Raw genomic sequence first — 20,561 nt, forward strand, 5'->3', positions numbered from 1 at the left:
GCGGGGTGGTTGGAGCCGATGGCTCCGCCACCCCTTACTCGTTCTTTACGATGCGAGCATGCGCGAACGAACGGCACAGGGCCGGTGGGAAGAGTGGAGCCAAAGGCCGTTGCTGGCCCTCGCCGTGGTGTTCGCCGTCGCCTACGCCGTGCCGATCGTGGACACGTCGGCCGGGCACTCGCTGACGTCCGCCTGCACCCTCGTCGAGTGGGTGGTGTGGGGGGCGTTCGCCGTGGACTACCTGGTGCGACTGGCGCTGACGACGGACCGGCGGACGTTCGTCCGCACCCACTGGCTGGACCTGTGCGCGGTGGTGCTGCCGTTGGTGCAGCAGCTCCGGCTGCTGCGACTGGTGTCCACCCTGCTGCTGGTGGGACGGCGGGCGCGGATGGCCACGCAGATCCAGGTGACGACGTATGTGGCGGGGGCGGTCGTCGGGCTGCTGATGTTCGGATCGCTCGCCGTGCTGTCGGTGGAACGGGACTCACCGGACGGGAACATCCGCACGCTGGGTGACGCGCTGTGGTGGTCGTTCACCACCATGACGACCGTCGGCTACGGCGATCACGCCCCGACCACCGGTCTGGGCCGGATGATCGCGGTCGGCCTGATGCTCTCCGGCATCGCCCTGCTCGGTGTCGTGACCGCCAACATCGCGGCCTGGTTCATCGAGCGCTTCGACAAGGACGACGTGGAGGAGCGTGCCCAGACGGAGGCGATCCTCGCGCTGACGGAGGAGGTGCGGGCACTGCGCCGTGAGGTGGCGGCGTTGCAGGAAACCTCCCTCAAGCACTGACCCGCGCCGCGGTCGCGCCCCGGGGCGGCGCCGCCTTCACCACACGTTGCCCGGACCCGCCGCCCCCGCCAGCCAGATGATCGCCAGCAGGGTGTCGATGGCACCCAGGACGACGGCGACCAGGGCCGGGATCGGGCGGGGGCCCGACCAGGTACGGCCCATGGCCAGCCAGCCGCAGGCGATCGCCACCGGACCGAGGACGATCCCGAGGGTGAAGAAACCGGCGACCGCGCAGACGAGGCCGACGATGCCGAGCGTCGCGCTGTCCGGCCCGGTCCGTGACCCCATCCGGCCACGTGAGCGGGGGTACCTGCGCGTGCCGTGTCCGAAGCCGGCCATCGTCAACTCCCTGGGTTCCGGGGATGTTTCGATGGCCGGGTACCCACGGCACACGGTTCATGCGCACGGACACGCCAAGGCCGCGGCGCGCTGTCCCCCTCCGGCAGCGCGTCGCGGCCCTGACCGCCCTCCCATCCGGAGGGCTTGACTAACTGTGACCTGCGGCGTGTGCCGGAGGCGAGGAACCTTTAGCGTTGTCACCCTGATAGGGGAATTCCGTTGAAATCCCGTCAGGTTCGGACGGTTCCTCGGGGCTGTCAGATGTGGCCGACCCCCGCGCCCGCCTCCGCGTTCTCTCCCCGCTTGGTGAGCAGCGCGACGAACACGGCGACGACCGCCACCCCGGCCGCCACCAGGGACGCGAGGCTCATGCCGGAGATGAACGTGTCATGGGCGACGTCCGTGATCTTCGCGGCGATCTCCGGCGGAGTGCCCTTGGCCACCGGCGGAACGCCGACCTGGACCGCCTCGGAGGCCTGGTCCAGCTGGGTGGGGGTGAGTTCGGGAAGGCCGGCGGAGGTCCAGTTGGACGGCAGGTCGCTGTCGACCTTGGAGGCCATCACGGCACCCAGCACGGCCGTGCCGAGGCTGCCGCCGATCTGCATGGCCGCCTGCTGGAGACCACCGGCGACGCCGGAGAGCTCCATGGGCGCGTTGCCGACGATGACCTCGGTCGCGCCGACCATGACCGGGGCGAGGCCCAGGCCCAGCAGGGCGAACCAGAGGGCCATGGCCGCGCTGCCGGTGTCCGTGTCCAGCGTGGACATGCCGTACATGGCGATCGCGGTGGCCGCCATGCCGCCGGCCAGCGGGATGCGCGGGCCCAGCTTGGTGATCATCGCACCGGCCAGCGGGGAGCCGACGATCATCATGCCGGTGAGCGGGAGGAGGTGCAGGCCGGCGTCGATCGGGCTCATGCCGTGGACGTTCTGGAGGTAGAACGTCACGAAGAACAGGCCGCCCATGAAGGCGATGGCCATCAGGACCATCAGGACCACGCCCGCCGACAGCGGGACGGAACGGAACAGCCCCAGCGGGATCAGCGGCTCCCCGACCCTCGTCTCCCAGAAGGCGAAGGCCGCGAAGAGCACCATGGAGCCGACGACGAACGCCCAGGTCTTGCCGTCGCCCCAGCCCCAGGTGGGCGCCTTGATCAGGGCCCAGACCAGGCAGAACATCGCGGCCGACAGAAGCGCGATGCCGAGCAGGTCGAAGGAGCGCGGCGCGCTCCCGTTCTCCGGGCTCCGCCCGAGGGCCGCGCGGTGGTCGAGCAGGAACATCACGCCCAGGACGAGCGCGAGCACGCCGACCGGGACGTTGATGAAGAACACCGACTGCCAGTTGACGTGCTCGACGAGCACACCGCCGAGGATCGGGCCGCCCGCGGTGGAGGCGCCGATGACCATGCCCCAGATGCCGATGGCCATGTTGAGCTTCTCGGCCGGGAAGGTCGCCCGCAGCAGGCCGAGCGCGGCCGGCATCAGCAGCGCGCCGAAGAGGCCCTGGAGGACGCGGAAGGTGACGACCAGCGCGATGCTGTCGGACAGCCCGATCGCGCCCGAGGCGGCGGCGAAGCCGACGACGCCTATCAGGAAGGTCTGGCGGTGGCCGAAGCGGTCACCGAGCTTGCCCGCGGTGATCAGGGAGACCGCGAGGGCGAGGAAGTAGCCGTTGGTGATCCACTGCACCTGGGCGAAGGTGGCGCCCAGGTCCTTCTGGATGGCGGGGTTGGCGATGGCCACGATGGTGCCGTCCAGGGCCACCATCATGACCCCGACGGCCACGGTGATGAGGGTGAACCACGGATGGCCGCGCAGTCCCCTGCCCGGCTGGCCGGCCGACGGGGCCGACGAGGCCTTGTCCCCCGGCTCCGTCGTGTCGATGGTGGTCTGACTAGTCATACGGTGAGGCTAATGACAGCCACTGACAATTGACAAACCAGTTCACAAGTCAGTAACTGACACCTATGCGAACACTGCGCGAACGCAAGAAGCAGCGCACCCGGGACGCGCTGCTGCGGGCCGCGGTGGAGCTGTTCACCACCCAGGGGTACGAGGCGACCACCGTCGACGCGATCGCCGAGGCCGTGGACGTCTCCCAGCGCACCTTCTTCCGCTACTTCGCCGGAAAGGACGAGGCGGCGCTCGGCCTGGTGGAGATGACGGTGGAGCGGTTCGTGCAGGCGGTACGGGAGCGGCCGCCCCACGAACCCCCGATGCAGGCGCTGCGCCAGGCCGTGCTGGAGGGCTGGCACTCGCTCAACGAGATCGTCGAGTCCATCGCCCCCGTCGAGCTGTATCTGCGGATGTACCGGGTGATCGAGTCCACGCCGGTGCTGCTCGCCGCGCACCTGCGGCGGTCGGTGGAGGTCGAGGAGACCCTGGCGCGGGTGATCGCCGAGCGCGAGGGACTGGACGTCGACGCCGACCCGAGGCCGCGGCTCGCCGTGGCGGTGTTCAGCGGGGTGATGCGGGTGACGGAACGGCAGTGGCTGGTGAACGAGGAGTTCAGCCTGGCGGCCATCCACGCGCTGACGTCCGAGTACCTCGACCGGGTGGGCCCGGCCCTGCTGGGGAGCTGGCGCGAGGCCTGAAAATGTTCATGACCACCGACACGCCGGTCCAAACGTGATCCCAGTCACTTTATTAACCTGAGACCCTCCCGTTCTCCTAGTGTGTCCTCCCAGTGACTTCCTTCGACACCTCCCCGCAACTCAGCGTCTGGCGCGCGCTGCTCGCCCTGGCCGTGGTGTTCGTGATGCTGGCGACCACGGGCTGGACCGCCCTGCGCCACCACCAGGGGACCACCGCCCTGAAGGCCTCGCGCACCGCCTGGGAACACGGCCGGATCGACGGCCGCGAGCTGCCGGAGCCCGATGCGGCGTCCGGCCGGCTCGCCCACTTCTTCGCCTCGCTGACCGCCCGCCAGCGCACCGAACTCGTGCAGGACTACGCGCTCGCGGTGGGCAATATGAACGGCGCCCCGGTCGAGCTGCGCTACCGCGCCAACCGGATCGCGCTGCGCCAGCAGACGCGGCTGGAGCGCAGACGTGTGCACGACAGCCGACTCTCGCCCGCCGGGCAGCAGGAGGCCGGGCGGCGCATGCACCGCTACGAGGCGATGAGCCGCGGCCACCGGCAGATCCTCGCCTTCGACCCGGAGGGCTCGGGCCGGGTCGCCGAGGTCTTCGGCGACCTGGACGAGGCCGACCGGATCTCCGTCGTCGTCCCCGGCGTCGACACCGATCTGCTCACCTTCCAGCGCACCAACCGCAAGTACTCGGCGCCCGTCGGCATGGCCGAAGCGCTGTACGCGGCCGAGCGCGAGGTGAACCCCTCGACCCGGACCGCGGTGATCGCCTGGGCCGACTACACCTCCCCCGACGGCCTCGGCATCGACTCGGCGACCGCGATGCGCGCCGAGACCGGCGCCGTACGCCTGAACGCCCTGCTGCGCGCCCTCCCCGGCACCGCGCCGGTCTCGATGTTCTGCCACAGCTACGGCTCCGTGGTGTGCGGGGTCGCCGCGCGCGCCATGCCGGAGCGGGTCGCCGACATAGCGGTGGCCGGCAGTCCCGGGATGCGGGTGGAGAAGGCGGCCGAGCTGGGCACCGACGCCCGGGTGTGGGCGATGCGGGACGCCGACGACTGGGTGCGGGACGTACCGCATCTGGAGGTCGGCGGGCTCGGGCACGGCGAGGACCCGATGGACCGGGCGTTCGGCGCGCGAGTGCTGTCCTCCCGGGACGCGGAGGGCCACGGCGGCTACTTCGTGCCCGGCACCGACAGCCTGCGCAACCTCGCCGGCATCGGCGCCGGCGCGTACCGCTCGGTGGAGTGCGCCGACGATGCGGGCGCCTGCCAGGAGGGTTTGTCCGACACGACCACGGCCGGACGCGCGTAGAGACGCAGGAATTGCGGTGCGCGTGGGGAGGGGACGAAGATGCGTGTCCCGCATACGATGAGCCGCATGGGTGACGTACTGGCCGGATTTCAAGCCACCTGGGAGTTCGAGTCCGACTCCGTCCTCATCCGCTACGAACGGGGGATGCGCACACCCAAGCTGCTGTCGGCGCTGGGTGAACGAAGAATTCCGCTCACCGCTCTGTCCGGCGTGACGCTCACTCGCGGCAGACGCGGGACGGTCGTCCTGCGCGCCGAGCCGCGGCCCGGGGCCGACCCCCTCATGGAGGCGGCGGCGGGGCAGCTGAAGGAAGGGTGCGACCCGTACCGGCTGGTGCTGCCGGCCGAGCGGGAGGTGCTCGCGGAGTACTACGCCGAGGAGCTGCGGTCCCGGCTTCCCGAGGCCGGCTCCGGTCCGGCGGACCGGTACCTCGTACCGGCCCCGGAGGCACCGCTGTCCTTCAAGGCGTACGACGGCAAGGCGTCCTTCGACGGGCGGACCGTGCGCTTCCGGTGGTTCTGGACGGGGGCGTCGTCGGCAAAGTGGAAAGCCGGCGACCAGAGCTTCGCCGTCTCCGAGCTGAGCGGAGTGGAGTGGCGGTCACCGGAGGTGTTCGAAGGGCACCTCCGGTTGTTGCGCGGGGAGGACGGGGCGGTGCAGGCGGACCAGGACCCGGCGACCGTCGTCTTCGGGCTGGGGTACGGGCCGGTGCACGAGTCGCTGCCGTTCGCTGCGGCGGTCCTTTCCGCCGTGCGCACCCGTGGGCCCGTGGCCGCGGTCACGGCCACGGCCACGGGCCCACGTCGTGATCCCGCCGACATCGCCGAGCGGATCCGTCATCTCGGAGAACTGCATCAGGCGGGTCTGGTGACCGACGAGGAGTTCTCCGTGAAGAAGGCGGAGCTGCTCGCGGAGCTGTAGCTACTCGCGCCCGACAGAAGTGAACGTCATGTCCGGGTACCTGTCTCCCGCCACCTGTCCCGCGATCGGCTCCAGCACGGCCAGTTCGTCCTCCGTCAGCCGGACGGCGGTCGCCCGGACGTTCTCCTCCACCCTCCCCGGCTTGCGGGTGCCCGGGATCGGCACCAGCGGAAGTCCGTGGACACGGGACTGCTGGTGGACCCAGGCCAGGGCGATCTGGCCGAGGGAGGCGTCGTGGGCCTTGGCCACGGACCGGATCGGGTCCAGGAGGGCCGCGTTGGCCGCCGCGTTCTCGCCGGTGAAGCGGGGCTGCGTACGGCGGTAGTCGTCGGCGGTGAGGTCCTGGTCGGCGTCGGCGAAGGAGCCGGTGAGGAAGCCTCGGCCGAGCGGGGAGTAGGGGACGAGGGCCACGCCCAGTTCACGGGCGGCCGGAACGACCTTCGCCTCGATGTCGCGACTGAACAGCGACCACTCCGACTGCACGGCGGCGATCGGGTGCACCGCGTGCGCGGCCCGCAGCTCACCGGCCGTCACCTCGCTCAGGCCGAGGTGCCTGACCTTGCCTTCGCGCACCAGCTCGGCCATCACGCCGACGGTGTCCTCGATCGGCACGTCCGGATCGCGCCGGTGCATGTAGTACAGGTCGATGACGTCGACGTCCAGGCGCTTCAGGCTCGCCTCGACGGCCTCGCGGATGTACGGCGGGTCGTTGCGGATGATCCGCCGGGTCGGGTCCTCCGGCGGGATCGCCAGGGCGAACTTGGTGGCGATGACGACCTCGTCGCGATGTGCCTTGAAGAACGGCGAGAGGAACCGCTCGTTCTCACCGGCGCCGTACGCGTCGGCGGTGTCGTAGAGGGTGACCCCGAGCTCCAGGGCGCGCTCCAGGGTGGCCCTGGACTCCTTCTCGTCCGAGGGGCCGTAGGCGAAGCTCATGCCCATGCAGCCGAGGCCCTGGACGCCGACCTCGGGGCCGCTGTCGCCGAGTCGCGCGGTCGGGATCCTGCTGTCGGTCATCGGGGGGTCCTTTCGCCTTCGTACGCCTGGACGCGCGCGGCGTCCGAGTAGAACATGATCTTGCGGTCGAGCACGGCGAGCGTGTCCTGGAGCTCGGCGATCCGGGCCCGGACGTCCCGGCGGGTCGCCTCGAGCAGCTCGTAGCGCTCGCCGTACGTGCTGTCGCCCTCGCGCACCAGCTCGGCGTACCGCACCATGTCGGCGACCGGCATGCCGGTCAGCCGCAGCTTGCCGACGAGGTCGAGCCAGTCCAGGTCGCGGTTGCTGTAGCGGCGCTGGCCGGTGTGCGAGCGGTCGATGTGGGACATCAGCCCGATCCGCTCGTACCAGCGCAGGGTGTGGGCCGTCAGGCCGGTGAACGCGACGACCTCGCTGATCGTGTAGCTGTCCTGCCCGTCGGGGCGGGGATGCCGCGGGGGTGGCGCGGAGCAGACGTCTGCGGGGCTCGGGGATTGCTCGATGGTCACGGGCGTGGTCTGCAACACCGTCATGGCCTCCACGCTATGACCTTGGAGTGGGCTCCAAGCAAGCGGAATCGGTAAAGAATTGGCGGGACACGGCCTGATCACGCCGGTTAGCGTGCGGGGCCATGACTCCTGTACGCCGTGCGCTCCCCGAGGACGCCGCCGAAGTGCTGAGGCTGCGTCAAGTGATGATCGACGCCATGGCCGACACCGCCGGGCCGACCGACTGGCACAGCGAGTCCCTGCCCGGGCTGCGGGCCCGGCTGTCCGAGCCGGACGGGGACTTCGGCGCGTTCGTCGTGGACCACCCGGAGCGGCCGGCGTCGCTCGCCGCTCTGGTGGTCGGGACGGTCGAGTACCGGATCGGGCGGGCCGGCAACCCGCTCGGCACCGTCGGCTTCGTCTTCAGCGTCGCGACGGACCCGGACGCCCGCCGGCGGGGGTACGCGCGCGCGTGCATGGACGCGCTGCTGGAGTGGTTCCGCGAGCGGGGCGTCCGCCAGGTCCACCTCACGGCGTCCGCCGAGGCCGAACCGCTCTACGTCTCCCTCGGCTTCAAGCCCAAGCCGGACCCCTTGCTGGAGCTGCTTCTGTGAGGCGCATAGGCTCGTCGGCATGTCGTTGAAGAGCCTCGCGCTGATCGAGAACTGGCCGGTCCCCTCCGCCGCGGCGGGTGTCGTACGGGCCGACGGTACGGTCCTGGGCACCCACGGGCCCGTCGGGCAGCGCTTCCCGCTGGCCTCGGTCACCAAGCCGCTCGCCGCGTACGCCGTCCTCGTCGCGTACGAGGAGGGCGCGGTGGAGCTGGACGAGCCGGCCGGTCCCCCCGGGGCGACGGTCCGGCATCTGCTCGCGCACACCTCGGGGCTGGCCTTCGACGAGCACAAGGTCACCGGCCCTCCCGGCGAGCGGCGGCTGTACTCCAACGCCGGGTTCGAGCAGCTCGGCGACCACATCGCGAAGGCCACGGACATCCCGTTCGCCGAGTATCTGCGGCAGGCGGTGCTGGATCCGCTGGGGATGGCCGACACGTCCCTGGAGGGGTCCCCGGCCAAGGACGGGGTCTCGACGGTGGCGGACCTGCTCAGGTTCGCGGCGGAGGTGCAGGCGCCCCGGCTGCTGGACCCGCGCACGATGGCCGAGGCGATGACCGTCCAGTACCCGGGCACGAAAGGCGTACTGCCGGGCTACGGCCACCAGAACCCCAACGACTGGGGCCTCGGCTTCGAGATCCGCGACTCCAAGTCCCCGCACTGGACCGGCTCCTCGTCCTCGCCCCGCGCCTTCGGCCACTTCGGCCAGTCCGGTACGTTCCTGTGGATCGACCCCGACGCCCAGGTCGCCGGGGTCGCCCTGACGGACCGGGCGTTCGGACCGTGGGCAATCGAGGCGTGGCCCGGCTTCACGGACGCGGTGCTGGCCGAGTCGCGGGGCTGAACCGCCGGGGCGGGACGGGACTGGCTGCCCGCGGCCGAGCCGCTGAGCGGCTAGGCGGGTGCCATCTCCCACATCAGCAGCTCCGCCTCCGTCACTCCCACCACCTCCATGTCCTTGGCCTCCGTGACGCGGGCCGCGTCGCCCGGGCCCAGCTCCGCGCCGTCCAGCCGGACGCCGCCCCGGACCACGTGGACGTACACCCGTGGCGCGTCCGGCACCGCCGTCCGCTCCCCCGGCACCAGTCGCCGTACGTGGAGCATGGCGGCCGCCTCCGGGACGGCGTACGGGGTGGAGTCGGCGATGCCGTGGACGATCTCGTAGGCCGGGTCACCGCCGGGGTCCAGGGGGGCCAGCCACATCTGGACGAAGGTGAGGGGGGCCGGACCGTCGTTGCGTTCGACGTGGCGGACGCCCGCCGCCGAGCTCAGCCGCTGGACGTCTCCCGGGCGGACCCTCGTCTCGTGGCCGGTCGAGTCACGGTGGGTGAGCTCCCCCTCCACCACCCACGTCACGATCTCCGTGTGGCTGTGGGGGTGCTCGTCGAAGCCGGCGCCGGGGGCGAGCCGCTCCTCGTTGCAGGCGATCAGCGCGCCGAAGCGGAGATTGCCGGGGTCGTAGTGGGGGCCGAAGGAGAAGGCGTGCCGGGTCTCGATGCCGGCCGCCGGGTCCCCGCCGGGGTAGCGCTCGTCGGCGCGGCGTACGTCCATCACGGCTCCACCGTAGACCCGCCGATGGCAGGGTGGACGCCTCACCTGCGACCCGGCGGCGCATGCCGCCGTCCCGATGAGGCAGTCTTGTCCACGTGCCCGAACCCGAAACCACTCTCCCCGACGCCACAGCGAACGCCGCCCACCCGCACCCCGCGACCCTGAAGCGGCTGGTGAAGTCCTCCGGAAGTCTCGCCGCCCAGGCCATCACGCGGATGGACGAGACCCTGCCGTGGTACCGGGCGATGCCCCCGGAGAACCGTTCCTGGATCGGGCTGGTCGCCCAGGCGGGTATCGCCGCCTTCACGGAGTGGTTCCGGCACCCGGACGCGCCCCAGGCCATCTCGACCGATGTGTTCGGGACCGCGCCGCGCGAGCTGACCCGGGCGATCACTCTCCGGCAGACCGTGGAGATGGTGCGCACCACCATCGAGGTCATGGAGTCCGCCATCGACGAGGTCGCGGCCCCCGGTGACGAGCGGATGCTGCGGGAGGCGCTGCTCGTCTACGCCCGGGAGATCGCCTTCGCCACCGCCCAGGTGTACGCCCAGGCCGCCGAGGCGCGCGGTGCCTGGGACGCCCGGCTGGAGTCGCTCGTCGTGAACGCGGTGCTGAGCGGGGAGGCCGACGAGGGGGCCGTCAGCCGGGCCGCCGCGCTCGGCTGGAACGCGCCGGAGCACGTGTGCGTCGTCCTCGGGACCGCTCCCGACGGGGACTCCGAGCTGACCGTCGAGGCCATCCGGCGGGCCTCCCGGCACGCCAAGCTGCAGGTGCTGACCGGGGTGCTCGGGTCGCGGCTGGTCGTCATCGCCGGCGGGAGCGACAATCCGCTCGCCGTCGCCAAGTCGCTGATCGGCCCGTTCGCCGCCGGGCCGGTCGTCGCCGGGCCGGTCGTGCCCGACCTGCTGGCCGCGACCCGGTCCGCGCAGGCCGCCGCCGCCGGACTCAAGGCGTGTTCGGCGTGGCAGGACGCGCCGCGCCCGGTCTTGGCGGACGATCTGCTTCCGGAACGTGCGATCGCCGGTGATCCCAGCGCGCGCGAGCAATTGGTGGAGGAGATCTACAGACCGCTGGAGGAGGCCGGTTCCGCACTTCTGGAGACGCTCTCCGTCTATCTCGAACAGGCGAGCAGCCTGGAGGGCGCGGCCCGGATGCTGTTCGTGCATCCCAACACCGTGCGCTACCGGCTTCGACGTGTGACTGACGTCACCGGTTGGTCGCCGTCGGATGTACGCTCCGCATTCACCCTGCGGATCGCGCTCATCCTGGGGCGCCTCGTCGATGGAGATCCCCAGACCTAGGCTTTTGTCGGGGGCCCACAAAACCCCCTGCCGTTCTTCGTCCCTGTCCCCACGGGCGGCGTTGGCCGTCCCCAAGAGAGAGTGTGAGAGTGCTCGTACTCGTCGCTCCCGGCCAGGGCGCCCAGACGCCCGGCTTCCTGACCCCCTGGCTCGAACTGCCCGGTGCCGCCGACCGCGTCGCCGCGTGGTCGGACGCCGTCGGCCTGGACCTCGCCCACTACGGCACACAGGCCGACGCCGACGCCATCCGTGACACCGCCGTGGCCCAGCCGCTGCTCGTCGCGGCCGGGATCCTGTCCGCCACGGCACTCGGAGACGTTTCTCCGGGCGCGGTCGCCGGTCACAGCGTCGGCGAGATCACCGCCGCCGCCTTCGCCGGTGTCCTCGACGACTCCGCCGCCCTGACCCTCGTACGCAAGCGCGGTCTGGCCATGGCCGAGGCCGCCGCGATCACCGAGACCGGGATGTCGGCGCTGCTCGGCGGCGACCCCGAGGTGTCCGTCGCGCACCTGGAGAAGCTCGGTCTGACCCCGGCGAACATCAACGGCGCGGGCCAGATCGTCGCCGCGGGCACGCTGGAGCAGCTCGCCGCGCTGAACGAGGACAAGCCCGAGGGCGTCCGCAAGGTCGTCCCGCTGAAGGTCGCCGGCGCCTTCCACACCCACCACATGGCCCCGGCCGTGGAGACCCTCGCGAAGGCCGCCGCGGACCTGGCACCGGCGGACCCGAAGGTCACCTACGTCTCCAACAAGGACGGGCGGGCCGTCGCCACCGGCGCCGAGGTCCTCGAGCGGCTGGTCGGCCAGGTCGCCAACCCCGTCCGCTGGGACCTGTGCATGGAGACCTTCAAGGAGCTCGGCGTGACCGCCCTCGTCGAGGTGTGCCCCGGCGGCACCCTGACCGGCCTCGCCAAGCGTGCTCTGCCCGGCGTGCCGACGCTCGCGCTGAAGACCCCCGACGACCTCGACGCCGCTCGCGCGCTCATCGCCGAGCACGGTGCCTGACAAGGAGCCCTGATGGCGAAGATCAAGCCCAGTAAGGGCCATCCGTACGCGCGCATCCTCGGCGTCGGCGGCTACCGGCCCACCCGGGTCGTACCCAACGAGGTCATCCTGGAGACGATCGACTCCTCCGACGAGTGGATCCGCTCGCGTTCCGGCATCGAGACCCGGCACTGGGCGAACGACGAGGAGACCGTCGCCGCCATGTCCGTCGAGGCCTCCGGCAAGGCCATCGCCAACGCCGGGATCACCGCCGAGCAGATCGGCGCCGTGGTCGTCTCGACCGTCTCGCACTTCAAGCAGACCCCCGCCGTCGCCACCGAGATCGCCGACAAGCTCGGCACCGCCAAGGCCGCGGCCTTCGACATCTCGGCCGGCTGCGCGGGCTTCGGCTACGGTCTCACCCTCGCCAAGGGCATGGTCGCCGAGGGCTCGGCGGAGTACGTCCTCGTCATCGGCGTGGAGCGGCTGAGCGACCTCACCGACCTGGAGGACCGGGCCACGGCCTTCCTGTTCGGCGACGGCGCCGGCGCGGTCGTCGTCGGCCCCTCCGCCGAGCCGGCGATCGGCCCGACGGTGTGGGGCTCCGAGGGCGACAAGTCGGAGACCATCAAGCAGACCGTGCCCTGGACGGACTACCGCGACGGCGAGGTCGCCAAGTTCCCCGCGATCACGCAGGAGGGCCAGGCGGTCTTCCGCTGGGCCGTGTTCGAGATGGCGAAGGTCGCCAAGGAGGCGCTGGACGCCGCCGGGATCACCGCCGACGAGCTGGACGTCTTCATCCCGCACCAGGCCAACGAGCGGATCATCGACTCGATGGTGAAAACCCTCAAACTGCCGGAGTCCGTGACGGTCGCCCGTGACGTGCGCACCACCGGCAACACCTCGGCCGCCTCGATCCCGCTCGCGATGGAGCGGCTCCTGGCGACCGGTGAGGCGAAGAGCGGCGACACCGCGCTCGTCATCGGTTTCGGGGCGGGTCTCGTCTACGCCGCCACTGTCGTTACCCTCCCCTAGGCACTCCGTGCCGGATCATGCGGTCCGGTATGGGAGAGCACCACTGCCACACCCTCTGGAAAACAAAGAAGGAGCGCCAAGATGGCCGCCACTCAGGAAGAGATCGTCGCCGGTCTCGCCGACATCGTGAACGAGATCGCCGGCATCCCGGTTGAGGACGTCCAGCTGGACAAGTCCTTCACCGACGACCTGGACGTCGACTCGCTGTCCATGGTCGAGGTTGTCGTCGCCGCCGAAGAGCGCTTCGACGTGAAGATCCCGGACGAGGACGTCAAGAACCTCAAGACGGTCGGCGACGCGACCGACTACATCCTCAAGCACCAGGCCTGATCCACCGGTCCCCTGGGCTGAACTGCCCCGCCACCCGGCGGTGGCGCCGCTGAATCCTCGTAACGTTGGAGAAAGAATCCGTGAGCCCGACCAATCGCACCGTGGTCGTCACCGGTATCGGCGCAACCACACCGCTGGGTGGCGACGCAGCCTCTACCTGGGAGGGCCTGGTCGCCGGCAAGTCCGGCGTCAAGCCCCTGGAGCAGGAGTGGGCGGCCGAGCAGGCCGTCCGTATCGCGGCCCCGGTCGCCGTGGAGCCCACCGAGGTCATCCCGCGTCCGCAGGCCCGCAAGCTGGACCGTTCGGCGCAGTTCGCGCTGATCGCGGCTCAGGAGGCGTGGAAGGACGCCGGTTTCACCGGCAAGGCCGGTGAGGACTCCGGCGACGGCAAGGTCGACCCCGACCGGCTCGGCGCGGTCATCGCCTCCGGCATCGGCGGCGTGACCACCCTCCTGGACCAGTACGACGTGCTCAAGGAGAAGGGCGTCCGCCGCGTCTCCCCGCACACCGTGCCCATGCTGATGCCGAACAGCCCGTCCGCCAACGTGGGTCTGCTCGTGGGCGCCCGCGCCGGCGTGCACACCCCGGTCTCCGCCTGCGCCTCGGGCGCCGAGGCCATCGGCTACGCCATCGAGATGATCCGTACCGGCCGGGCCGACGTCGTCGTCGCCGGTGGCACGGAGGCGGCGATCCACCCGCTGCCCATCGCCGCGTTCGGCAACATGATGGCGATGTCCAAGAACAACGAGAACCCGCAGGGCGCCTCGCGTCCCTACGACGTCGCCCGCGACGGCTTCGTCCTGGGCGAGGGCGCCGGTGTGATCGTCCTGGAGTCCGCCGAGCACGCTGCGAAGCGTGGGGCGCGGGTCTACGCCGAGGCGGTCGGGCAGGGCATCTCCGCCGACGCCCACGACATCGTGCAGCCGGAGCCCGGGGGCCGCGGCATCTCGCACGCGCTGCAGAACCTGCTGGAGCACACCGACCTGGACCCGGCGGAGATCGTGCACGTCAACGCGCACGCCACCTCCACGCCGGCCGGTGACATCGCCGAACTGAAGGCGCTGCGGAAGGTGTTCGGCGACGACGCGGACCACATGGCGGTCTCCGCCACCAAGTCGATGACCGGTCACCTGCTGGGCGGTGCGGGCGGTGTCGAGTCCGTCGCGACGGTCCTCGCGCTGTACCACCGGGTGGCGCCGCCGACCATCAACGTGGAGAACATCGACCCCGAGGCCGAGGCGAACGCGGACATCGTCCGCGGGGAGGCGCGGAAGCTGCCCGTCGAGGGCCGTATCGCCGCCCTGAACGACTCGTTCGGGTTCGGCGGGCACAACGTGGTGCTGGCGTTCCGTACGGTCTGAGACGTGGCTGTACGACATTTCGTACGCGGCTGAAGGGGCCCCACCCGCAGAGGTGGGGCCCCTTCGGGCTTACCGATGTCTCAGACCACCTGGTGCAGCCAGCGCACCGGAGCTCCCTCGCCGGCGTACCGGAACGGCTCCAGTTCGTCGTCCCAGGGCTTGCCCAGGAGCTTGGACAGCTCGGCCTCCAGATCCGTCTCCCCGCGCTGACTGCGCAGCAGGGCCGCGCGCAGGCGGTCCTCCGGGATGAGGATGTCGCCGTGGATGCCGGTGACGGCGTGGAAGATGCCGAGGTCGGGGGTGCAGCTGTAGCGCTCGCCCTCGGCGGTGGCGCAGGGTTCGGCGGTCACCTCGAAGCGGATCAGGTGCCAGCCGCGCAGCGCGGAGGCCAGTTTGGAGGCGGTGCCCACCTCGGCCTTCCAGGAGAACTCCGAGCGCCAGGTGCCGGGCGCGGCGGGCTGCCGGATCCAGTCGAGGTTGACGCGCGTGCCGAGCACCCCGGCGACGGCCCACTCGACGTGCGGGCACAGCGCGCGCGGCGCGGAGTGCACGTACAGAACTCCACGTGTCGTCACCGGGACCTCCGGGCAGAGCGGGACAGTCTTGCTGGCTGGCATGGCGGCGGTGTCGGGGCAGCCGCGTTGATGGCGAGGCTACCGTGCGGCGACGCGAGGAGTGTGACGTACCGTCGGTCCCGGTGCCGTGAACGTCCGCCTTTCACTCGGCAGGACGCCTGTACGGGTGGGAAGCGTTCCCTCTTGTGGGGCACCACTTGCGGACCGGTCGGGTGGGTCCGGGAACTCCCGTGCGTTGTCATGGGAGGGGCCGTTTGTCCGACGGGGCCCGAGGAGCGAGGGGATCGGCAGGGAATGCGGAAGCGAAACCGGCGCGTGCGGGCGGTGCTCGCCGTCGTCACCGCGGCCGTCGTGGGGGTGTCCGGCTGCGACGCGCTGGGCGGTGGCGGGGACGGCTCGGGGCCGGGCGCCCCGGCGCGGGCGAAGCCTTCGCGGGCCCCGCTGTGGGACACGAGCCCGGCCTCGATAGCGGCGGTCGGCGACTCCATCACCCGGGGCTTCGACGCCTGTACGGTCCTGCAGGACTGCCCCGAGGTGTCCTGGGCGACCGGCGCCAGCGCCGACGTGAACAGCCTCGCCGTCCGGCTGCTGGGTGCCTCGAAGGCGGCCACGCACAGCTGGAACTACGCGGTGACGGGGGCCCGGATGGCGGATCTGGCCGGCCAGATGACGCAGGCGGCGGCGGAGAAACCGCAGTTGGTGACGGTGATGGCGGGGGCGAACGACGCGTGCCGGGCGTCGACGAGGGCGATGACGTCGGTGGTCGACTTCCGCGCGGAGTTCCAGGAGGCGCTGCGGACGCTGCGCCGCGCGCTGCCGAAGGCGCAGGTGTACGTGGCGAGCGTGCCGAACCTGAAGCGGCTGTGGTCGCAGGGGCGGACCAACGCGCTGGGCAAGCGGATCTGGAAGCTCGGCATCTGTCCCTCGATGCTCGGCGACGCGGACGCGCTGGACGCGGCGGCGACGGCGCGGCGCGACACCGTGCAGCGGCGGGTGGAGGACTACAACAAGGTGCTGGAGGAGGTCTGCGTGAAGGACGAGCGGTGCCGCTTCGACGGGGGCGCGGTGTACGGCTTCCGGTTCGGCACGGATCAGTTGAGTCACTGGGACTGGTTCCACCCGAGCATGGACGGACAGGCGCGGCTCGCGGAGATCGCGTACCGGAAAGTCACCGAGAAGGTCTCGTGACTTAGGGTTTCGACCATGAGCGAACACTTCGGAACACTTTCCGACGGCACCCCGGTGCATCGCTGGACCCTGGAGCGGGCCGGCACCCGGGTGCGGGTGCTGTCGTACGGCGGGATCGTGCAGTCGGTGGAGGTCCCGGACCGGAACGGGCGGCCGGCGAACGTGGTGCTGGGCTTCGCCGACCTGGACGGTTATCTCACCCACCCGGAGCCCTACCTCGGCGCCCTGGTCGGCCGGTACGCGAACCGGATCGCGCAGGCCCGCTTCCGGCTGGACGGGCTGACGTACGCGCTGGAGCCCAACAACGCGCCCAACTCCCTGCACGGCGGTGCGCGCGGCTTCGACAAGCGGGTGTGGGAGGTGGAGCCGGTCGGGCACGGGCTGCGGCTGAGCCGGGTGTCCCCGCACGGCGAGGAGGGCTTCCCGGGCCGGCTGGAGGTCACGGCGACGTACTCGCTGGACGCGTCCGGGGCGCTGCGGTTCGTCTACGAGGCGGTCACGGACGCGCCGACGGTGGTGAACCTGACCAACCACAGCTACTTCAACCTCGGCGGCCCGGGCAGCGGCGACGCCACCGGCCACGAGCTGCGGCTGGCCGCCTCCCGGTACACGCCGGTGGACACCCATCTGATCCCGACCGGGGAACTGGCGTCGGTCGCGGGCGGCCCCCACGACTTCCGCACGGCCCGTAAGACCGGCTACGGCTACGACCACAACTTCGTGCTCGACAAGGGCCTCACCGACGTGCCGGAGGAGGTGGCCGAGCTGCACGATCCGGCGAGCGGTCGGGTGCTGACGGTGGCGACCACCGAGCCGGGCATCCAGGTGTACACCGCGGACCACCTGGGCGAGCCCTTCGCGCCCTGCGAGGGCATCGCTCTGGAGACCCAGCACTTCCCCGACTCCCCGAACCGCCCGGAGTTCCCGAGCACCGAGCTGCGGCCGGGCGAGGTGTACCGGTCGGAGACGGTGTACGGCTTCCGGGTCGGATGAGAAATAGCCCCGGTCCAGGGGTCAGGTCCCGGACCGGGGCTGTTCATGGGGTGAGGAGTTCCCGTATCAGACGGTAACCGTCGCGGTGATCCTGCGGTCCGCGATAGAGCTACCCACCTGGATTTCGTACGAACCCTTCACAAACAACCACCGGTGGGCGGCCTGGTCCCAGACCTCGAAGGCGCGCCGCGGGAGGTCGACGGTGACCTCGACGGTCTCGCCCGGCCCGGCCTCGGCGGCGGCGAAGCCCGCCAGCCAGCGGGCGGGGCGGCCGGTGTCCCGCTCGGTCGGCGCGAGGTAGATCTGCACGACCTCGCGGCCGGCCCGCTCGCCGGTGTTGCGGACGCGCACCGTGACGGTGGCGCCGGTGACGTCGACCGAGTCGTACCTCCAGTCGGTGTATCCGAGGCCGTGGCCGAAGGGGTAGGACGGTGTCCTGCCCTCCTTCTCCCAGGCGCGGTAGCCGATGAAGACGTCCTCGGTGTAGGGGAGTTCGCCGTCGGAGGGGGCGACCCGGGTGACGGGGGCGTCGCTGAGGGAGCCCCAGGTGGTGGGGAGGCGGCCACCGGGCTCGTGGGCGCCGGTGAGGACGTCGGCGAGTGCCGCGCCGCCCTCCTGGCCGGGGAACCAGGTGAGCAGGACCGCGGCGACGTCCTCGCGCCACGGCAGCTCGACCGGGGAGCCGGAGTTCACGACCACGACGGTGTTCGGGTTGGCCGCGGCCACCGCGCGGACGAGATCGTCCTGGCGGCCGGGGAGGGTGAGGTCCTTGCGGTCGAAGCCCTCGGACTCGACACGGTCGGTGGTGGCGACGACGACCACCGCCGTGTCGGCGGCGCGGGCGGCCTCGACGGCCTCGGCGATCAGCTCGTCCTCGTCACGCTGCGGCTCCTGGTGGGCGAGGGCGAAGGCGATGACCTTGAAGGGCACGCCCTCGGGGAGGACGAAGACGTGGGTGAGGGAGACGTCGACCGGTTCGCCGGCGGTCAGTTCGACCTGGGCGCGGGGCACCGGGGCGCCGAAGAACGCCTCGAAGGGGTCGCTGTCGTCGGCGGGCGGCTGAAGGCCGTCGAAGTACGTCGTCCCGGCGACGGTCAGGGTGAAGGTGCCGGTGCCCTTGACGCCGAAGGAGTGCGGGCCGCTCTCGCGCGGGGTGAAGGTGCCGGTCAGCTCCACGGTGTGGAGGGTGTCGTGGGTGACACCCTCGGGGAGGTCGGATCCCATCCACTGGATCTGGCCGTTGGGCGCGGAGCCGGTGCCGAGGACGGTCCCCTCTGTGTCCCGGCAGACGGCCCTGAGGGCGAACCCCTTGTCGGCGACGGCGAGTTCGGTGGTGGGGTCGGCGCCGACGCGGTAGGTGAGGGTGCCTTCGGGGAGCGCGGCGGTGAGGCCGTCCAGCGGGGAGACGACCCGGGCCGGGAAGACGGTGGCGGAGCCGCCACCGAGGACGCGGGCGTCACGGGCGGCGGCGCCGAGGAGGGCGACGGTGCCGGGCTTCAGGGGCAGCGCGGCGCGCTCGTTGCGGACCAGGACGAAGGAGCGGCGGGCGATCTCGCGGGCCAGGGCCTCGCCGTCGACGGGGGCGGGGGGCGTGGGGACGGCCGGCTCCGCGTCGGCGAGGGCACCGACGCGGGCGGCCAGGCGCAGGACGCGGCGTACGGCTTCGTCGACCTCGGACTCGTCGAGCCGGCCCTCGCGGACCGCCCGGGCGAGGGCGTCGCCGTAGACCGTCTGCGGGCCGGGCATGGCCACGTCCAGGCCGCCCCTCAGGGCGCCGACGGTGTCGCGGGCGGCCATCCAGTCGGAGACGTTGTAGCCGTCGAAGCCCCACTCACCGCGCAGGACCTCGTTCACCAGGTGGTGGTGCTCGGTCATCGTGGTGCCGTTGACCGTGTTGTAGGCGGTCATGACGCCCCAGGGGCGGGCGTTCGCGACGATGGCCTCGAAGGGGGCGAGGTACAGCTCGCGCAGGGCGCGTTCGCCGACGACGTTGTTCACGGTGAAGCGGTCGGTCTCGGCGTCGTTGGCGACGAAGTGCTTGACGGTGGTGCCGACGCCGCCTTCCTGTACGCCCGTCACGTACCCCGTGCCGATCCGCCCCGTGAGGTAGGGGTCCTCGCTGTACGCCTCGAAGTGGCGGCCGCCGAGCGGGGAGCGGTGCAGGTTGACCGTGGGGGCGAGGAGGACGTGGACGCCCTTGCGGCGGGCCTCCTGTGCGAGCAGGACGCCGGCGCGGCGGGCGAGTTCCGGGTCCCAGGTGGCGGCGAGGGCGGTCGGGGAGGGCAGGGCGACGGAGGGGTCGTCGGCGGTCCAGCGGACGCCCCGGACGCCTATCGGGCCGTCGGACATGACCAGGGACTTCAGGCCGATCTGCGGCAGCTCGGGCAGCGACCACATGTCCTGGCCGGCCAGCAGCCGGGTCTTGGCGTCCAGGTCGAGCTTGTCGAGGGCTGCCTCCACAGCCCCCTCCGTCGCCGCCCCGCTGTCCGCCTCGGTTCCCGCCATGGCGATGCCTCCTCGTCGAGTGCCTTGCGTGCCTGTGCAGTGCCTCCATCGTGCATCGGTCACCTGTAGAGCGGTAGGTTTCGTTATCCTGACGTTATATCGAGGGTCTCTGATGCCGTACCGTGACGGGCATGAGTGCCAGAACCAGGAGCGAGGAGCGGCGGGCCGAGATCGTCCGGGCGGCCGTGGAGGTGATCGCCGAGCGCGGCTACCGGGGGGCGAGCCTGGCGGCGGTGGCCGAGCGGGTCGGGCTGACCCAGCAGGGGCTGCTGCACCACTTCCCGACGAAGGAGGCACTGCTGGTCGCGGTGCTCGAGGAACGGGACCAGTGGGACGCCGTACCGGACTCGCGGTGGCGGGTCGACCTGCTGGCCGCCCTCGTGGAGTACAACGCGATGCGGCCCGGCATCATCCAGACCTTCTCGGCGCTGCTCGGCGAGAGCGTGACGGAGGGTCATCCGGCACGGGAGTACTTCACCGAGCGCTACACCCGGGTCCGCGAGAGCATGGCGGCGGTCCTGCGCACCGAGTACGGCGACCGCCTCCCGAACGGCCTCACCCCCGAACGCACCGCTCCCCTGCTGGTGGCGGTGATGGACGGCCTGCAGTACCAGTGGCTGCTGGACCCGGAGTCGGTGGACATGCCGGGCGCGTTCCGGGACTTCCTGCGACTGCTGGGCGAGGACGTGAGCTGAGCGCGGGGAGT

At 71.4% G+C, this 20,561-nt stretch carries 21 protein-coding genes; 14 read left to right on the plus strand and 7 right to left on the minus strand.

Translation table 11 applies throughout. The annotated features are described in order from the left end of the window. Positions 1–58: 58 nt before the first annotated feature. Positions 59–796: a potassium channel family protein gene (locus ACIBVL_RS03245; RefSeq protein WP_399090896.1), complete on the plus strand. Its 738-nt coding sequence runs from the start codon at positions 59–61 to the stop codon at positions 794–796. Between the two features lie 36 nt (positions 797–832). Here the strand turns inward: ACIBVL_RS03245 and ACIBVL_RS03250 are convergent, their stop codons facing one another. Further along, positions 833–1,135 carry a small hydrophobic protein gene (locus ACIBVL_RS03250; RefSeq protein WP_399090899.1) on the minus strand — a complete coding sequence of 101 codons (303 nt, stop codon included), beginning with the start codon at positions 1,133–1,135 and terminating at the stop codon, positions 833–835. 257 nt (positions 1,136–1,392) lie between these two features. Further along, entirely contained in the window at positions 1,393–3,036 is a 1,644-nt protein-coding gene (locus ACIBVL_RS03255) for an MFS transporter (protein WP_399090902.1), read from the minus strand. 65 nt (positions 3,037–3,101) lie between these two features. Here ACIBVL_RS03255 and ACIBVL_RS03260 point away from each other — a divergent pair, with 65 nt between their 5' ends. The 3 genes from ACIBVL_RS03260 (at position 3,102) to ACIBVL_RS03270 (ending at position 5,959) form a co-directional block, all read left to right on the plus strand. Beyond that, the gene (locus tag ACIBVL_RS03260; RefSeq protein ID WP_399090905.1) at positions 3,102–3,728 is read left to right on the plus strand and encodes a TetR family transcriptional regulator; all 627 of its coding nucleotides are present in this window, start codon (positions 3,102–3,104) and stop codon (positions 3,726–3,728) included. Between the two features lie 92 nt (positions 3,729–3,820). Further along, complete coding sequence (locus ACIBVL_RS03265) at positions 3,821–5,038, plus strand: alpha/beta hydrolase (RefSeq protein WP_399090908.1); 1,218 nt, start codon at positions 3,821–3,823, stop codon at positions 5,036–5,038. Positions 5,039–5,095: 57 nt separating this feature from the next. Then, a complete protein-coding gene (locus ACIBVL_RS03270) occupies positions 5,096–5,959 on the plus strand; it encodes a DUF4429 domain-containing protein (protein WP_399092017.1) in 864 nt (287 codons plus the stop codon). Here the strand turns inward: ACIBVL_RS03270 and ACIBVL_RS03275 are convergent, their stop codons facing one another. Further along, entirely contained in the window at positions 5,960–6,976 is a 1,017-nt protein-coding gene (locus ACIBVL_RS03275) for an aldo/keto reductase (protein ID WP_399090911.1), read from the minus strand. Then, entirely contained in the window at positions 6,973–7,467 is a 495-nt protein-coding gene (locus tag ACIBVL_RS03280; protein ID WP_399090914.1) for a MerR family transcriptional regulator, read from the minus strand. The genes ACIBVL_RS03275 and ACIBVL_RS03280 overlap by 4 nt, the downstream gene beginning before the upstream one ends. Positions 7,468–7,565: 98 nt before the next feature. On the opposite strand from ACIBVL_RS03280, the gene ACIBVL_RS03285 reads away from it, so the two are divergent. Together ACIBVL_RS03285 and ACIBVL_RS03290 are read left to right on the plus strand one after the other, a co-directional pair. Continuing rightward, the gene (locus ACIBVL_RS03285; RefSeq protein ID WP_399090917.1) at positions 7,566–8,036 is read left to right on the plus strand and encodes a GNAT family N-acetyltransferase; all 471 of its coding nucleotides are present in this window, start codon (positions 7,566–7,568) and stop codon (positions 8,034–8,036) included. A 19-nt stretch (positions 8,037–8,055) separates the two neighbouring features. Next, positions 8,056–8,877 carry a serine hydrolase domain-containing protein gene (locus ACIBVL_RS03290; protein WP_399090920.1) on the plus strand — a complete coding sequence of 274 codons (822 nt, stop codon included), beginning with the start codon at positions 8,056–8,058 and terminating at the stop codon, positions 8,875–8,877. 50 nt (positions 8,878–8,927) lie between these two features. Here the strand turns inward: ACIBVL_RS03290 and ACIBVL_RS03295 are convergent, their stop codons facing one another. After that, a complete protein-coding gene (locus ACIBVL_RS03295; RefSeq protein ID WP_399092021.1) occupies positions 8,928–9,584 on the minus strand; it encodes a pirin family protein in 657 nt (218 codons plus the stop codon). Positions 9,585–9,679: 95 nt separating this feature from the next. On the opposite strand from ACIBVL_RS03295, the gene fasR reads away from it, so the two are divergent. From fasR to ACIBVL_RS03320, 5 genes are all read left to right on the plus strand, one after another. Next, a complete protein-coding gene (gene fasR / locus ACIBVL_RS03300) occupies positions 9,680–10,885 on the plus strand; it encodes a fatty acid biosynthesis transcriptional regulator FasR (RefSeq protein WP_399090923.1) in 1,206 nt (401 codons plus the stop codon). Between the two features lie 89 nt (positions 10,886–10,974). Beyond that, positions 10,975–11,889 carry an ACP S-malonyltransferase gene (locus tag ACIBVL_RS03305; RefSeq protein ID WP_399090926.1) on the plus strand — a complete coding sequence of 305 codons (915 nt, stop codon included), beginning with the start codon at positions 10,975–10,977 and terminating at the stop codon, positions 11,887–11,889. A gap of 12 nt (positions 11,890–11,901) precedes the next feature. Continuing rightward, positions 11,902–12,903: a ketoacyl-ACP synthase III gene (locus tag ACIBVL_RS03310; RefSeq protein WP_399090929.1), complete on the plus strand. Its 1,002-nt coding sequence runs from the start codon at positions 11,902–11,904 to the stop codon at positions 12,901–12,903. Positions 12,904–12,984: 81 nt separating this feature from the next. Continuing rightward, positions 12,985–13,233: an acyl carrier protein gene (locus ACIBVL_RS03315; protein ID WP_015660680.1), complete on the plus strand. Its 249-nt coding sequence runs from the start codon at positions 12,985–12,987 to the stop codon at positions 13,231–13,233. 80 nt (positions 13,234–13,313) lie between these two features. Then, the gene (locus ACIBVL_RS03320; protein ID WP_399090932.1) at positions 13,314–14,594 is read left to right on the plus strand and encodes a beta-ketoacyl-[acyl-carrier-protein] synthase family protein; all 1,281 of its coding nucleotides are present in this window, start codon (positions 13,314–13,316) and stop codon (positions 14,592–14,594) included. Positions 14,595–14,674: 80 nt separating this feature from the next. Here ACIBVL_RS03320 and ACIBVL_RS03325 read toward each other — a convergent pair whose 3' ends face one another. Beyond that, positions 14,675–15,169, minus strand: coding sequence for a DUF3145 domain-containing protein (locus ACIBVL_RS03325; RefSeq protein ID WP_399090935.1), 495 nt, complete (start codon positions 15,167–15,169; stop codon positions 14,675–14,677). A 294-nt stretch (positions 15,170–15,463) separates the two neighbouring features. Here ACIBVL_RS03325 and ACIBVL_RS03330 point away from each other — a divergent pair, with 294 nt between their 5' ends. Further along, a complete protein-coding gene (locus ACIBVL_RS03330; protein WP_399090938.1) occupies positions 15,464–16,357 on the plus strand; it encodes an SGNH/GDSL hydrolase family protein in 894 nt (297 codons plus the stop codon). Positions 16,358–16,372: 15 nt separating this feature from the next. Further along, entirely contained in the window at positions 16,373–17,350 is a 978-nt protein-coding gene (locus tag ACIBVL_RS03335; protein WP_399090941.1) for an aldose epimerase family protein, read from the plus strand. Between the two features lie 66 nt (positions 17,351–17,416). Here ACIBVL_RS03335 and ACIBVL_RS03340 read toward each other — a convergent pair whose 3' ends face one another. After that, the gene (locus ACIBVL_RS03340) at positions 17,417–19,855 is read right to left on the minus strand and encodes a beta-glucosidase (RefSeq protein WP_399090944.1); all 2,439 of its coding nucleotides are present in this window, start codon (positions 19,853–19,855) and stop codon (positions 17,417–17,419) included. Between the two features lie 131 nt (positions 19,856–19,986). On the opposite strand from ACIBVL_RS03340, the gene ACIBVL_RS03345 reads away from it, so the two are divergent. Then, the gene (locus ACIBVL_RS03345) at positions 19,987–20,550 is read left to right on the plus strand and encodes a TetR/AcrR family transcriptional regulator (RefSeq protein ID WP_399090947.1); all 564 of its coding nucleotides are present in this window, start codon (positions 19,987–19,989) and stop codon (positions 20,548–20,550) included. Positions 20,551–20,561 lie beyond the last annotated feature (11 nt).

The organism is Streptomyces sp. NPDC049687 (genome assembly GCF_044465285.1).
In the GTDB taxonomy this organism is placed as follows: Bacteria; Actinomycetota; Actinomycetes; order Streptomycetales; family Streptomycetaceae; genus Streptomyces.

Bases quoted from the DNA above. Each gene is read 5' to 3' on its own strand.
- ACIBVL_RS03245 (WP_399090896.1), top strand. From the start codon at position 59: ATGCGCGAACGAACGGCACAGGGCCGGTGGGAAGAGTGGAGCCAAAGG.
- ACIBVL_RS03250 (WP_399090899.1), bottom strand. From the start codon at position 1,135: ATGGCCGGCTTCGGACACGGCACGCGCAGGTACCCCCGCTCACGTGGC.
- ACIBVL_RS03255 (WP_399090902.1), bottom strand. From the start codon at position 3,036: ATGACTAGTCAGACCACCATCGACACGACGGAGCCGGGGGACAAGGCC.
- ACIBVL_RS03260 (WP_399090905.1), top strand. From the start codon at position 3,102: ATGCGAACACTGCGCGAACGCAAGAAGCAGCGCACCCGGGACGCGCTG.
- ACIBVL_RS03270 (WP_399092017.1), top strand. From the start codon at position 5,096: ATGAGCCGCATGGGTGACGTACTGGCCGGATTTCAAGCCACCTGGGAG.
- ACIBVL_RS03275 (WP_399090911.1), bottom strand. From the start codon at position 6,976: ATGACCGACAGCAGGATCCCGACCGCGCGACTCGGCGACAGCGGCCCC.
- ACIBVL_RS03280 (WP_399090914.1), bottom strand. From the start codon at position 7,467: ATGACGGTGTTGCAGACCACGCCCGTGACCATCGAGCAATCCCCGAGC.
- ACIBVL_RS03285 (WP_399090917.1), top strand. From the start codon at position 7,566: ATGACTCCTGTACGCCGTGCGCTCCCCGAGGACGCCGCCGAAGTGCTG.
- ACIBVL_RS03290 (WP_399090920.1), top strand. From the start codon at position 8,056: ATGTCGTTGAAGAGCCTCGCGCTGATCGAGAACTGGCCGGTCCCCTCC.
- ACIBVL_RS03295 (WP_399092021.1), bottom strand. From the start codon at position 9,584: ATGGACGTACGCCGCGCCGACGAGCGCTACCCCGGCGGGGACCCGGCG.
- ACIBVL_RS03310 (WP_399090929.1), top strand. From the start codon at position 11,902: ATGGCGAAGATCAAGCCCAGTAAGGGCCATCCGTACGCGCGCATCCTC.
- ACIBVL_RS03315 (WP_015660680.1), top strand. From the start codon at position 12,985: ATGGCCGCCACTCAGGAAGAGATCGTCGCCGGTCTCGCCGACATCGTG.
- ACIBVL_RS03330 (WP_399090938.1), top strand. From the start codon at position 15,464: ATGCGGAAGCGAAACCGGCGCGTGCGGGCGGTGCTCGCCGTCGTCACC.
- ACIBVL_RS03335 (WP_399090941.1), top strand. From the start codon at position 16,373: ATGAGCGAACACTTCGGAACACTTTCCGACGGCACCCCGGTGCATCGC.
- ACIBVL_RS03340 (WP_399090944.1), bottom strand. From the start codon at position 19,855: ATGGCGGGAACCGAGGCGGACAGCGGGGCGGCGACGGAGGGGGCTGTG.
- ACIBVL_RS03345 (WP_399090947.1), top strand. From the start codon at position 19,987: ATGAGTGCCAGAACCAGGAGCGAGGAGCGGCGGGCCGAGATCGTCCGG.